This window comes from Fulvivirga sedimenti (genome assembly GCF_020328055.1).
Map to the genome: position 1 here is coordinate 638,294 of NZ_JAIXNE010000004.1, position 14,227 is coordinate 652,520.

Genomic DNA, 14,227 nt, shown 5'->3' on the forward strand with positions numbered 1-14,227 from the left:
GTTTCAAGATCTGATGATTTCTTTATCCATCGTAAACATTAATCATAAGCCCCGTTGAAATTATGAATACCAGTGAATTTGTTAAGGATCTTAATGTTCAATATTTCAACGGGGAATTGTCCCCGAAGTTCCAGGCCAAACTAGAGCGATTACCCATTGACAGGCCCGATGTTTTCGCCTTTATTCAACGAATGTTTGGCTGGATCAGCAGTTCAGGGTTGCCGGCAAAGGACATGTCCCTTCTTCAGGCAGATATATTCGGGACGCTCCTGGCACGAATACTGCCGGGTGCCTGGGAGGGCAAAGTGCCTCCCATCACCATCCAGGGCCGACATGCGGTCATTGATCAATATGTTAAATCAAATTCCTGGTTGGCTTCCGAGGGGAAAGAAATGCTGGACATAGGCTGTGGATTTCCTCCATTTACAACGCTCGAAACAGCGGGATTCCTGGATGACTGGAAAATCACCGGCGCAGATCCCTCACTGCCAGCCTATCTCATCTTTGATTCTGATGGAAATTATGCCACGCTTGATGAGGATAAATCTACCGTTTATTTCCAGCCAGCTATTCCATCCATCGAGAACTGGAACAAGTTACTCACGGATTCAAATGCCACAAGAACACGCTTTGAAAATTTACTGGAAGAATTACTAAATAACCCTTCCGGGGAAGACTATCCTTCCCTGAAGCTAAATCCCATCAAAAGCTATGAGACCGAACAACTGACATTTTTGAAGGGTGGAATTGGTCAGATTGACATCACTCCCAAGGATGTCATCCGATGTTTCAATGTCCTGTATTACTTTGACGATGCCTTTCTTGAAAAAGCGCTTGAATGGTTTGCTCAAAAAACAAAAGAAGGCGGGATCGTTTTAATCGGCGGTGATTGGGCAGGATCAACCGAATGCTATTATCATGTATATCAAAAAAACGGTAACCAGCTGGTGAACCGTGAGTTTGCCTTCAGCATCGATTGTCTCTGCCCCATGGGGATTGTTACCTGGTACTCCAATCATGCCGATGACAGGCAAAAAGCCGAATTGGTTAAATACATCAGTATTATCCGTAAAGATCCTGAATTCATGAATACATTTTATGCATTTCATGATGATCAGCGAAAGAATTACGACCTCTGCCCGCGGGACAGTGAAGGCTATTACGGGGGTGTGGATCCTGCCGTTCCACCTCAAATTCTGTGGACAAATGCGAGTAATATACTCAAAGAGCTTAACGAAGAAGGCCTTAATCAACTGGCGGTCGATGTACTGCGCCGCGCAGGATTCACGGCACGGGTGAACGAGGTAGGCCATATTGCTGTGGCTCCCTAGCCGGGATGCCTATCCTGACAACAATTAGTCATCGGCGTTATAAAGATTGCTTTTTTGCAATTCTATCCTGTTATTACGGTTTGTTGGCGTGAGAAAAAGACCGCCTGATGTTACCAGGTAAGGCCGGCGCCCTCATCACACAGAAACACATGATAAAATTTTTTCGGAAAATCCGTCAGCGTCTGCTTACTGAAGGTAAAACAGGCAGCTATCTCAAATATGCTTTCGGTGAAATCATTCTTGTCGTCATTGGAATTTTAATTGCACTGCAAATCAATCTCTGGAATGAGGATCGGAAATTGAAAATTCAGGAAACAAAAACGCTGCAGAACTTCGTATTGAGTTTGTCACAGGATTCCGCTTATCATGCACAGAGCACTGTGAATTACGAGAAGGCCATAAATTCAATCAATTACCTCATAGATTATATGGAGAAGGACCTTCCATATAAAGACACACTGAAATTTCATTTTTCAAATATGACCAGCGACTGGGGATTGCGATATGACTTTTCAACTTATGAATCACTTATGTCGAACGATATTAACCTCATTTCAAATGAATCGTTGAGGTCCGATATTATCAGCTATTACAACTATGCGGGCGGATTGGCAGCAAGCCTCTCTCAACGATATACCGAAGTCATTGAAGATGCTTCCAAAGCTATTCTAAGCAAGCATTTTGATCAGATGTGGAATGGGCGACCAGATGTGGTGGGCGAAATGGTTCCCATTGACTACGAGGAACTTAAAAAGGATCACCAGTTCAAATATTTCCTGAAGACACTGAAAAATCAAAATTTCTGGCTTATTCAACGTCCATTAAAGATCTCGAAGGAAAGTTACCAGCAACTTGCAAGGGATATCGAACTGGAAATAAAAAAGTTATCCAAAGATTAGAAACTTTGATCGGAGAAATTATGAGACTGAATTATCCTCTGCTTATCATCGCTTTTTTAGTTACATTTTCAAATTGCAACCCTCCCGTGGGAGATGATTCGGAATCTTCCTTTTACTCCTTTGATAAAACCAGGATCGCCTACACCGATGAAGGAAAAGGAGAACCTGTCATTCTGATTCACGGGTTTATATCAAATGGGAGTTCGTGGAACAATACTGCCCTGAAAAAACAATTGATGGAAAATGGTTACCGCGTCATTATTCCCGACCTGCGGGGTAATGGCAATTCCGATAAGCCGCAGTCCGCAGATGCCTATAAGAACAATGCCGAAGTTAAAGACCTGGTCGCCCTCGCAGACCACCTCGGCTTAACTTCGTTTATGGCCATAGGATATTCCCGCGGATCGATTGTGCTTGCCAGGTTACTTACCCGGGAAACCCGAATTTCCAAAGCTGTTTTTGGAGGTATGGGGCTTGACTTCACCAATCCGGAGTGGGACCGGCGAATTGCCTTTGCCGATGCTTTTTCGGGCCGCGCTGAGCCAAATGAAATGACAGAAGGGGCCATCAATTATGCAAAATCCATCAATGCGGATCTGAAGGTTTTAGGGTTTCTTCAGGACTATCAGCCGGTTACATCAACGGAAGAGCTTCGGAAAATTAAAAATGAAATCCTTGTGATTTGCGGAGATCAGGACAGAGATAATGGTGATCCGGAAGAGCTCAAAAATCAATTCCAGAACAGTACCCTGATCATCGTTGAGGGAGATCATAATAATACCTACAAACAGGACAATTTTGCGGTAGGTGTTCTGACATTCTTAACCAGCAGTTGATGACGTTCTTATCATGAAAGCACTCAAAGCCCTACTTTTTGTCACACCGCTCCTGTTGCTCATCGTTTTCCTGCTGTTTGGGTACCGGGATATTCCCATTGAAACGCTGACAGAGAAATATGCGCCTCCTCCCTCCTCTTTTATTAACGTTGAAGGGATGAATGTCCATTACCGGGATGAAGGAAGAAGTTCAATACCCGTTGTGCTTATCCACGGCACCGGTTCAAGTTTGCATACGTTTGAGGAATGGGCATCACAGTTAAAGAAAGATCATCGTGTTTTACGAATGGATCTGCCGGGGTACGGCCTAACAGGACCCTTTCCGGATCAGAATTATTCGATGGACCATTATGTAGAATTCGTGAGGGATTTTCTGAAGGCTTTGGAAATAAAAAAATGCATACTCGGTGGAAACTCTCTGGGAGGTAATATCGCGTGGCGTTTTACCGCCGAATACCCGGAAATGGTTGAGAAGCTCATTCTGATTGATGCCTCCGGGTATCCACAGAAGGCAAAAAGTGTTCCGCTTGCATTTAAAGTGGCACGGATCCCGGTGATTAAAAATATATTCACGTATATCACTCCCAAGTCCGTAGCCAGGTCAAGCGTAAAAAATGTGTATGCCGACAAATCAAAGGTTAGTGAAGCGTTGGTGGATCGTTATTTTGAACTTACACTGCGGGAAGGAAACCGGCAGGCATTTATTGACCGGTTAAATACACCCCTGGATACCACCAGCTATAAAAGAATCAAATCCATTCAGCAATCAACCCTGATAATTTGGGGTGATCAGGATCAATTGATACCCATTGAAGCTGCCTACAGGTTTCATGATGATCTGCCTGCAGACACCCTGGTAATTCTGAAAGATACAGGACATGTTCCCATGGAAGAAAGTCCGGATCAGAGCCTGGAAGCAGTTGTGGCCTTCCTTAAGTAGGCAAAATCATAAATTATCCTTTGGGCTAAACATCTGTAAGCCAACCGGATATAAAATTTGAATCATCAGCCTTTGAAAACATGTACCTAAAAGGATGAAAATACAGCGGTTTCTTTGAAAGATTATTGATTAATTTATGATCTGGAACTCTATCGTTATATTAATATTAGTTACTGAGAATAATGAAATATTTTTTGACATGCATCCTGATATTGTTAATGCAGGAGGTGAATTCACAGATTAAAGCAGTTACTGAAAAAGGAGATACCATTTACGTTTATGACAATGGTACCTGGAGTTTTGAACTTCTTGACGAACTGCCTGACGATTCCGATGAATTGAATTTTCTTTCGGATGTGCTGGTACCGGATACCATCGCCCAACATTTTCTGGTACCCGGCAATGCCACAAAGGAAGTGAGTGATGCCAGGGGTATGTTTACCATCAGGTATGACGAAAATAAGTGGAGACGGGTTCCGCCGGCCACATTGAATGAGGAAGCAGATTTTGCCTTCCAGGCGAAGGAAACGGATATATGGAGCATTGTAATCGCAGAGGAGATCACCATTTCACCTGATAAGTTATTCCTGATCGCTAAAAACACAATGAAGGAACGAATCGGTTACGAACCGAAGGTAATCAAAACAGAAGTCAGAACAGTTAATGGTTCCGAAGTAGTGAGAGGAGTTTTGCTGGCCGAGTTTTCAGGGATCACGTTCATTTTTGATACGTACTACTTTTCCAATGACCTGGGGTCTGTTCAATTTACCACCTATACAAGTGATAAAATCTGGGAGAGAAATGAAGATCTGATTTTAGAGCTGTTAAATGGGTTCATCGGTAATTAATATATCACCCATTATTAGTGCTGCATCGGACTAAATTGATCCGGAATCAATACTTCAGATACCAATCAAAGTATTCTTCCCTGATCTTCTGCTTTTCGGTGCGGATGAATTCCAGGTAATACTCACTCACCGGGGACATCTTCTTTCCTTTCAGCCAGATCAATCGCCATTCTGTTTTTATGGGTAAACCCCTGGATGGCAACAAATGAAGTTCATTATTCAAAAGTTCATTCTTCATACCGATCAACGGCATAATGGAATAGCCAAGCCCGGCGATCACTGCCTGCTTCACCGCTTCATTGGAAGTAAGCTCCATTCTTTTTCTTTGCTGACCTTCGTGCTTGTCAAAGTACTGCTCCATGGCCATGCGCGTAGCAGAACCCTCCTCCCTGTAAATAAGCGCCTTGTCCTTCCGCCTCCTGCTTTCATTCCCAAACAGATAGAGTTTATTTTCAATGAGCAGTTCTTCCTCAATATCCAGTTTATCCGGCAGAACGGAGACCAGGGCAAAATCAGTCTCGTTGTTCTTCAGGCTTTCAATCACCCTGCTCTTGTTGGTAACATCAAGCACCAGGTCAATCCCTGTATTCTTCTCCAGGAAACCGGATAAGAAATATGGAATTACATATTTTCCTGTGGAAGCTGAAGAAATATTGAGCCTCCCGGTTAATAATCCCTCGTAAGCCTGGGTCTTGTAATTTATATTTTCCAGTTCCTGAATCACCTTCTCCGCTATCTTGCCGATTTCGATTCCAAAATCAGTAACATATAATTGTCGCCCAATCACCTCGGTAAGTGGAATATCAAACTGATCCTGGAATTTCTTAAGCTGAATGGATACGGCAGGCTGCGTCATAAAAAGCTCCTCCGATGCCTTGGTGATACTTCTGGTCTGAATCACCTTCAGGAATATCTGCAATTGATGTATCGTGTAATTCATAACTTTTACTTATGTATTATATAATAAATATAAATAAAAATATATGATTTTAATTCACAAACTTTGCACCGGATTAAAAATAAAACGTATCTGCATGAATTTAGATTTTATCATATTGATCATCCTGCTGTCACCGCTCGCATTTTTAGCGACAGCCATTGTTTCATGGTTTCAGCCGGGTATGCGGCCAATACTTACGAAAAGAATGGGAATCTCATCCGCTTTACTAAGTATTATAACCGCCGCGATAAGCGGTTTTTTTGTGATTAAATACGGACTCCTTGAATCGTCCTTACTGGGCGTCAACAACCTTGGATTTAGCGTACGCCTGGATTCTGTTAGCATGATCATGTTCTCAATGATCGCAGTCATCGCATTCATTGTGATGAAATTTTCCCTCAATTATCTCGACGGTGATCGTAACCACGGCCGCTTCATCGGACGCCTGGCGGCTACAATCGCATCGGTACAACTTTTGGTCCTTTCCGGAAACCTTGGTCTGCTGCTGATATCCTGGATTCTGACCAGTATTTCATTGCATCGGCTGCTCGTTTTTTATCATGACAGGCCCGGAGCCATCAGCGCAGCACGAAAAAAATTCATTATGGCCAGACTGGGTGATCTCTGCCTGCTGATCGCCGTTTCCCTCCTCTACGCTCAATTCGGAACAGGGAACATGGAGACCATATTTCAGCAGATCAACCTGGCTTCACTTCCTGTAAATGTGGAAGCAGCGGCCATCGCACTGGTATTTGCTGCACTCTTCAAATCAGCCCAGTTCCCCACCCATGGATGGCTGATCGAAGTAATGGAAACCCCTACCCCCGTATCCGCATTGCTCCATGCCGGATTACTGAATGCAGGCCCTTTCCTGCTTATCCGAATGGCATTCGTAATGGATGCAAGTATATATGCACCCATCTTCATCATCACAATCGGCGGATTTACCGCGATGTTTGCCTCCCTGGCATTCCTTACCCAAACATCGGTAAAAACTGCCTTAGGTTATTCCAGCGTTGCTCATATGGGATTCAGCCTGATGGTGTGCGGACTCGGAGTTTATCCGGCAGCCATGCTGCACCTGGTAGCCCACTCATTTTATAAAGCCCACTCTTTTCTTTCCTCAGGAAGTATTATCGATTCAATCAGGACATCAAAGGTGAAGATGACGAAACGTACCGGCAGCCCCATCAAAATCGCTGCCGGATTTATGCTGGCACTTGGCATTTACGCCGCATTTGCTCTTCTCTGGGGTATTGACCCAAATAAAGAACTGGCACTTCTGGCCATTGGCGCGATCATGGTAATGGGACTATCGACGCTCTTTACTTCCGCTCTCGATTCAAACGGAAGTTTCCAGCTGGTCATACGGGCATCCATACTGGCACTGATTGTCGCCACCTCCTTTTTCACACTTGAATCAGGTTTTCACTATCTCCTGGCAGGCCAGGTTCCTGACCTATCAGGATTGAGCCTTACAGAAATGTGGCTGATCGGTGGAGTACTACTGGCTTTCAGTATGGTCGTTTTCTTTCAAATCCTGGCACCATTATTTGGTACCAGTCAGACCTATACAGCAGTTGCCATTCACCTGCGTAATGGCCTGTACGCCAACGCGGTACTTGACCGTATCATCGGATCTCTGCGGATTCCTGCTCCTGCTCATGGTTCCATCGCAATCGAGCAACTGGAAATGAATAAACGCCAGGAATCCGTAACCATCGAAAAACTCGAAAAGGAAGTTATATAGCCTGTTTGTCAACAGTTTGACTCATACTAACAAGAAAAGAATGAACAAAAATAATCCTGAAATAAACAATATGTCAGCCGACTCAAAAAACCGGAAACAATTACTGGAAACCATGCGCACGGCGGCAAAAAAGATCGCGCCGGTATGGCCACTCGAAAGGTTTGTGGCGGTAAACCCGTACCTGGGTCTTACAGATAATCGCTTCGAAAACGTTGCCCGGGATCTCGCTATGGCCGGAGGAATTCAGATGACCCTTCCCACCGCCTTCTACCTTCAAAAGATGGAGGAAGGAAAACTATCCCGGCAAGATATTTTTGAAGCGCTCAACCGACATCACAATGAAACAAGCGTAGATGAATTCCTGGATTCCGCGAAACAAATTTCGGAAATCCACACTTTTGAACTCATTCCCACCATGGCCGACGTTGCCCAAAAGGTTACCGAAAAAGACTGGACCCGGTTCATGATCGCACGGATCTCCACCTGGGCGGCTTCCTATTTCGACCAGGGTCAGGCGATCTGGAAAGCAGCAGACCAGGAAAAAAGTCCGTTCGCTGCCTGGAAACTTGAGGCCAGCGTAGATCTTACCACAGAAATGAGCGGACTGAAGGGATTCAGAAAAGCGGTAAAAGCGTTCCCCGAAAATGCGGTTGACGCGGCACAGGAAGCACTAAAAACCCTGAATATACCCGACGATGGAAAAGACATCTACCTCCACAGCCTGCTCCTGCGCGTCGGGGGATGGGCGGCCTACGCTGCACGTGTAGACTGGGACAATGAACTGTACGGAGGAAAGGATGGAGTACTGATTGAATTCCTGGCAATTCTTCTCTGCTGGGAAGCATGCCTGCTGAAATGCATACCGCATAAAGAACTTGAATCGGAATGGAACACAGCAAGGAAAACTTTGCCCTTCGCTACCATTCAAAAAGAACTTAACCAGCAGCTAACACAAAAGCTCATACTGCAGGAAGCCTATGACCTGGCCGCACAGCGTGAAATTGTCAGCAAATTCAACGATTCCGGTGAGATACTGAAAAAGTCAAAAGAACAGGCTAAAGCCCAGGCCATATTCTGTATCGATGTGCGCTCGGAGGTTTATCGCAGAAACCTTGAAATGGCCGACAGCGATATTGAAACCCTCGGTTTTGCTGGGTTCTTCGCCTTCCCGATCAACTATGTCCCCATAGGACATGAGACCGGCGAGGCACAGTGCCCGGTACTGCTGAAAACAGGTCCGACGATCCTGGAAGAAATGCCGGATAGCGAAACAACACAACGGGCGTTGAATAACCGGGTATTGTACCGACAGGTTAAACAGGCCTGGAAATCATTCAAATCGGGTGCCATCACCTGCTTCAGTTTTGTAAGCCCCATCGGCCTGTCATACCTGCCTAAGCTTTTTACCGATAGCTTCGGACTAACCCGGCCTGTCCCACACCCGGATCAGGATGGTTTGAAAAGTGAGTTTGTTAAAAATAAACGGGTAAGTCTTACTGCCTCAGGGCATGACCACCCAACAAGTGGAATTCCACTGGATCAGCAGATCAGCATGGCAAAGAATGCACTTTCGGCCATGTCTCTGACCGATGATTTTGCCAGATTTGTGCTGATTGTGGGTCATGGCTCTACCATGGTGAATAATCCGCATGCCACCGGATACGACTGCGGAGCATGTGGCGGACATACAGGTGAGTCTAACGCCAGGGTTGCGGCCGAGGTCCTGAACAACAGGGAGGTGCGCGCCGGTCTGCAACGGGAGAATATCTTCATACCTGTAAATACAGTATTTCTCGCCTGCCTCCACGACACGACAACAGATGAGGTTACGATCTTCAATGAATATGACGTGCCTTCGGATCGTCACGCCGAACTTTCTGAATTAAAGGAATCACTGCGGAACGCAGGTCACGGTTCACGAACAGAGCGTGCACTCCGACTGGCATCAGAAGACGGGCTGGATGCCGACAAATCAATCATGTTCAGAAGTAAGGACTGGTCACAAACAAGGCCTGAGTGGGGATTGGCGGGCTGTTCAGCCTTTGTGGTTGCCCCGCGGGAACGCACAAAAGGAATCGATTTCGGCGGACGCTCCTTCCTCCACTCCTATGACTGGAAAAATGACAAGGATTTCGGAGTCCTGGAACTGATCATGACCGCTCCCATGGTGGTCACCAGCTGGATCAGCCTTCAGTACTACGCCTCCACTGTCGATAACCGCCTCTTCGGATCCGGGAACAAAACGCTTCACAACGTAACCGCTGGCGTGGGTGTGCTGGAAGGTTATTCCGGGGATCTGCGGGTTGGTCTGCCATGGCAGGCAGTGCATGACGGAGAAAATTTCCAGCATGAGCCTGTCAGGCTGAATGTGATCATCGAAGCACCGATCAGCGCGATGAACAACGTCCTTGAAAAACATAGTGCGGTAAAAGATCTGTGTGACAACGGATGGATCAACCTGCTTGCCATGGATGAAACCGGATCCGTTTCACATCGCTACCGCGGCGAGCTTGGCTGGGAAGAAATGAACGTTCATGCAGCCTGATCCCCGATGGATTTCTTCAAAGGCCGGCGGCTGGTCATAGCCACCAAGCATCAAAAAGAAATAATCATTGGTCCGAAGGCAGCATCGCGACTGGGGGTGCTGCCTTTTGTACCTGAGGATTTCGATACAGATGTTCTCGGAACTTTCTCCGGCGAGGTGCCGCGTGAATCGGATCCGCTATCCACTGCACGCCGTAAATGTGAACTTGCGATGGAACTCACGGGCTGTGACCTGGCCATCGCCAGCGAGGGATCATTCGGAGCGCATCCCGCATATGTCTTTATCCCGGGAAACGAAGAAATCGTCATGCTCAAAGACCTCAAAAATGATCTCGAGATTGTAGGTAAAAAGCTGAGCACAGATACCAATTTTGGCGGAGAGGTCTGTCGGAACCAGGAAGAGCTGGAAGCCTTCGCCATCAAATCTGGTTTCCCAGATCATGCCCTGATTATTCGTAATGCCCAGGATTCTGCCGAAACAATCTTCACGGGCATCAATTCCTGGGATAACTTACGTTCCAAATTCCAAAATATAATGGGCAGGTATGGTGACGCCTTCATTGAAACTGATATGAGGGCCATGTACAATCCTAAACGCATGAAGGTAATTGGCGAAGCAACAGATAACCTGCTGGAACTGGCCTTAACTTCCTGCAGTGAATGCGAAACACCCGGATATGGAATAACAGATGTTGTAAAGGGATTGCCCTGCGACTTGTGCGGGGCCCCCACCCAATCAATTAAGTCCTACATTTATTCCTGCAAAAAATGTGGACATCGAGAAATCCGGCCCAATCCACACAAATCGGTTGAATCACCCCAATACTGTGATTTCTGCAATCCGTAGTACTGAGATAACTCAAATAATAATCCGGGACCCATCCTGATATTGTATCTTCCATTGCTTTTTCACTTCTTGTGTTATGTTTAGCCATCCCAAAGGATAAATCAATCAGATTATCAATGAAAACTGTGGTCTTCCTGATGCTGTCCCTTTCTATCCTTTGTAAACATCTTCCTGCTTTAGCTCAACAATCAGACCCATCATCCAAGAATAAATGGAGTCATGACATTGAGGCCTGGCTATATCTTATACCGGACGGCACCATATTTTCACCCATTTATGCGGCCGACAAAGACCGGATTCACCTGGAAGCCCATTACAATTATGAAGACCTGAATACTTTCTCCGCCTGGTTCGGATACAATTTTAGTGGCGGAAATAAACTCTCTTTTACCATCACCCCCATGGCAGGAGTTGTTGTTGGAAATCTGAACGGACTGGCCCCCGGACTGGAGACAAATTTTGATTTTGGAAGATTCAATTTCAATTCAACTTCTCAATATGTTTTTGATTTTTCAGATAAGCAGCTCGACTACTACTATAACTGGACAGATTTCTCCTATTCACCGCTCGACTGGTTATTTTTTGGGGGGAGTTTGCAACGAACCAGGCTTTACGAAGGCTCCCTCGAACTGCAGCGGGGCGCCCTGCTTGGCATAAGTTACAGATGGCTTGAGTTATCGGGTTACTGGTACAATCCCGCTCATAGTGATTCCTATGTCGTACTAGCAATCACTATGTCCATCCCTGAACCCTAGCACATTATTCGGATTTCAGCTCCAGTATTTCAATTTTCCTGAATTGTGTCGGATGACTTTCAGCCTGGATAGCAATATATCCCGAGCCCATGGGTTTACCCTCCTGGTATACTAGCGAATCATACCCGCTGATGGCTCCGCCTCCCATCTGCATGTTGGTATAGGTAAATACGGTATCCCCCTCAACAAGATGGTGAATAACCGAATCCCCCAGCACGATCATTTCAACCTCTACCCACTGATCTCCCCGGTAGGTTTTGGATGTTGAATTCATGCAATGGTCTGTCCTGAACTCGCCATCAATGAACACATTAGATCCGGGCGTACAAAGGTTCATGGTTGATCGCTCGCCCTCTTCACTTCCGCCCAGGATCTGAGCTTCCAGGCAAATTGGAAAATCCTGGTTCAGACCCATGCTTTCTGGGGACTGACAATGCAGCATGAACCCATTATTTCGAAATGCCCAACCTGGTCCGCCTTTCACCTGATCCCCGATGAATCGATATTCAGCCCGAAGCCTGTAATGCGAAAAGGGCTTTTCATAGAACAGGTGACCGAATTCAAAATTAAAAGAATCATATTCGTCGTAGGATACCGTTAACATTCCATCCTCAACACGAAACGTATTTTTATAATTATCTCCGAGTTCAGCGCCCCGGATCTTAATCTTCCATCCACTTAAATCCTTACCATTGAACAATTGGACCCATTCAGGCTGCCCATTTTGCTCGGCCGAATTTCGGGTATCAGTACCGCAGCCTAAAAGACCTGCCAGGAGGAACAAATAGCAAAGTTGTTTCATAAATCTGGGTTGATTTTTGAATAAATATAGTAAAATAAAACCGGGCTGGATGAACACCTTTTATCCACCACTTTCCGGAATTCAGTTACCTTCCCGGTATACGAATGCTAATCACAATGTTTGTAACTTCAGGCAGCAACAAGTATTATACTCATTGATATGAAATACAACAAATATATTCAGGATGCACCACCGGTTTCTGAAATCGGACTGGGCGCATGGCAGCTGGGCGTCGACTCCGGCTGGAAAGTCATGTCGGAAAAAGAGGCAATGGAAATGGTGCATAAAGCACTTGACTACGGCATCAACTTTTTCGATACCGCCCCGAATTACGGGTATGGAACAGGGGAAGATCGGCTTGGCCGCGCACTGAAAGGTACTGACCGAGACAAGATCGTGATCAATACCAAATTCGGACATACAGATTCCGGAACCATGAATTACGAATCGGACTATATTCGGAAGTCGCTGGAGGGAAGCCTCAGAAGACTGCAGGTCGACTATGTAGACTCCCTCATTATCCATAATCCCCCATCCCACTACCTGGTTGGCAACCAAAACGATCATTATGAAATTCTGGAACGCCTGATTGACGAAGGAAAAATTAAGGCTTATGGTGCTTCCCTGGATACGTACGACGACATGAGTCTGCTCATGCAAACAACCGGCGCAAAAGTGATTGAAGCTTTTTTCAATATCCTTCACCAGGATGCTGCCCGGGCGTTTGACATGGCCATTCAAAAAGAAGTTGGCATCATCGTAAAGATTCCGCTCGATTCCGGCTGGCTTTCCGGGAAGTACGATGTTAATAGCACCTTTGATGATATCCGAAGCCGATGGACTCGTAAGGATATCCAAACACGAGCCCGGTTGGTTGAAAGAATTAAGGAAATCACCACGGCCAGTGACAATCTGGCCCAACTTGCCATTGCATTTTGCCTGAGCTATGATGCTGTCTCAACAGTAATTCCGGGGAATGTGAACCTGGCCCAGCTGAAAAGCAATGTTGAAAGCATCAATCACCGAGTTTCGCCTGAAATAATTCTAGAGCTGGAAAAATTCTATAACGATGAAGTGAAGCATCTGAATCTTCCCTGGTGAGGTAATCCGGAAGCAGAATAGCAGAAATAACTAATAAGAAAAAATCTTAATATTGGTCTAAAATATTTTATTTGGATATTCTGTATCCATGCTGGATATTGAGGTAACCAACTAATTATCAGCCCATATGCTTAAATCCATTCATCCGAAGTTGCCGATGCGCAACAAGAAAATTACACGGGACTATTACCTTAATCAATTAGGGTTCCAGGATGCCGGAAGTGCCGACTATGATGGCTACCTGATGATAAAAAAAGACAATATTGAAATACACTTTTTTGAATTTCCTGAACTCAACCCGCGCGAGAATTACGGGCAGGTCTATATTCGAGTTCGCGATATCGAAACATTCTATAAAATGCTTCTGGATAGAAATGTTAAAATACATCCGAATGCCCCCCTCCAGGAAAAGCCATGGGGTCAAAAGGAATTTGCCCTGCTGGATCCGGATACGAATCTTTTAACCTTCGGGGAGCCAGGCTGAAAAGATCATCATTCGAGCCTTCCAGCTCCCTTTTCGATGTGATTACTTTTTGCTTTCTTAAGGGAATAAACTACCACACCATGGGTCCAGGGCATAGCCTGATCCGTCGTGCTTAATGTAGGAAAACGAGAATATTCAAATAAGGAAAGA

General features: G+C 45.5%; 13 protein-coding genes. 11 read left to right on the top strand and 2 right to left on the bottom strand.

Annotated features, from left to right (window positions below; all coding sequences use genetic code 11):
* Positions 1–62: 62 nt before the first annotated feature.
* From LDX50_RS20840 to LDX50_RS20860, 5 genes are all read left to right on the top strand, one after another.
* Positions 63–1,331, top strand: coding sequence for a hypothetical protein (locus tag LDX50_RS20840; RefSeq protein WP_225698139.1), 1,269 nt, complete (start codon positions 63–65; stop codon positions 1,329–1,331).
* A gap of 149 nt (positions 1,332–1,480) precedes the next feature.
* A complete protein-coding gene (locus LDX50_RS20845) occupies positions 1,481–2,230 on the top strand; it encodes a DUF6090 family protein (protein ID WP_225698140.1) in 750 nt (249 codons plus the stop codon).
* A gap of 20 nt (positions 2,231–2,250) precedes the next feature.
* Positions 2,251–3,066, top strand: a complete 816-nt coding sequence (locus LDX50_RS20850) for an alpha/beta fold hydrolase (RefSeq protein ID WP_225698141.1) — start codon at positions 2,251–2,253, stop codon at positions 3,064–3,066.
* Positions 3,067–3,079: 13 nt separating this feature from the next.
* The gene (locus LDX50_RS20855; protein ID WP_225698142.1) at positions 3,080–4,006 is read left to right on the top strand and encodes an alpha/beta fold hydrolase; all 927 of its coding nucleotides are present in this window, start codon (positions 3,080–3,082) and stop codon (positions 4,004–4,006) included.
* Positions 4,007–4,188: 182 nt separating this feature from the next.
* Positions 4,189–4,854 (top strand): hypothetical protein, encoded by a 666-nt coding sequence (locus LDX50_RS20860; protein WP_225698143.1) that lies wholly within the window; start codon positions 4,189–4,191, stop codon positions 4,852–4,854.
* A 46-nt stretch (positions 4,855–4,900) separates the two neighbouring features.
* Here LDX50_RS20860 and LDX50_RS20865 read toward each other — a convergent pair whose 3' ends face one another.
* Positions 4,901–5,794, bottom strand: a complete 894-nt coding sequence (locus LDX50_RS20865; RefSeq protein WP_225698144.1) for a LysR family transcriptional regulator — start codon at positions 5,792–5,794, stop codon at positions 4,901–4,903.
* A 94-nt stretch (positions 5,795–5,888) separates the two neighbouring features.
* Here LDX50_RS20865 and LDX50_RS20870 point away from each other — a divergent pair, with 94 nt between their 5' ends.
* The 4 genes from LDX50_RS20870 (at position 5,889) to LDX50_RS20885 (ending at position 11,690) form a co-directional block, all read left to right on the top strand.
* Positions 5,889–7,544, top strand: coding sequence for a proton-conducting transporter transmembrane domain-containing protein (locus tag LDX50_RS20870; RefSeq protein WP_225698145.1), 1,656 nt, complete (start codon positions 5,889–5,891; stop codon positions 7,542–7,544).
* 40 nt (positions 7,545–7,584) lie between these two features.
* Positions 7,585–10,089, top strand: coding sequence for a YbcC family protein (locus tag LDX50_RS20875; protein WP_225698146.1), 2,505 nt, complete (start codon positions 7,585–7,587; stop codon positions 10,087–10,089).
* 6 nt (positions 10,090–10,095) lie between these two features.
* On the top strand, positions 10,096–10,935 hold the full coding sequence (locus tag LDX50_RS20880) for a DUF6671 family protein (RefSeq protein WP_225698147.1): 840 nt from the start codon (positions 10,096–10,098) through the stop codon (positions 10,933–10,935).
* A gap of 116 nt (positions 10,936–11,051) precedes the next feature.
* Positions 11,052–11,690 (top strand): hypothetical protein, encoded by a 639-nt coding sequence (locus tag LDX50_RS20885; RefSeq protein ID WP_225698148.1) that lies wholly within the window; start codon positions 11,052–11,054, stop codon positions 11,688–11,690.
* Between the two features lie 4 nt (positions 11,691–11,694).
* Here LDX50_RS20885 and LDX50_RS20890 read toward each other — a convergent pair whose 3' ends face one another.
* Positions 11,695–12,492 carry a 3-keto-disaccharide hydrolase gene (locus LDX50_RS20890; protein ID WP_225698149.1) on the bottom strand — a complete coding sequence of 266 codons (798 nt, stop codon included), beginning with the start codon at positions 12,490–12,492 and terminating at the stop codon, positions 11,695–11,697.
* Positions 12,493–12,651: 159 nt separating this feature from the next.
* On the opposite strand from LDX50_RS20890, the gene LDX50_RS20895 reads away from it, so the two are divergent.
* Both LDX50_RS20895 and LDX50_RS20900 read left to right on the top strand, forming a co-directional pair.
* Positions 12,652–13,593 (top strand): aldo/keto reductase, encoded by a 942-nt coding sequence (locus LDX50_RS20895; RefSeq protein ID WP_225698150.1) that lies wholly within the window; start codon positions 12,652–12,654, stop codon positions 13,591–13,593.
* 127 nt (positions 13,594–13,720) lie between these two features.
* Complete coding sequence (locus LDX50_RS20900) at positions 13,721–14,077, top strand: bleomycin resistance protein (RefSeq protein ID WP_225698151.1); 357 nt, start codon at positions 13,721–13,723, stop codon at positions 14,075–14,077.
* Positions 14,078–14,227: the final 150 nt, after the last annotated feature.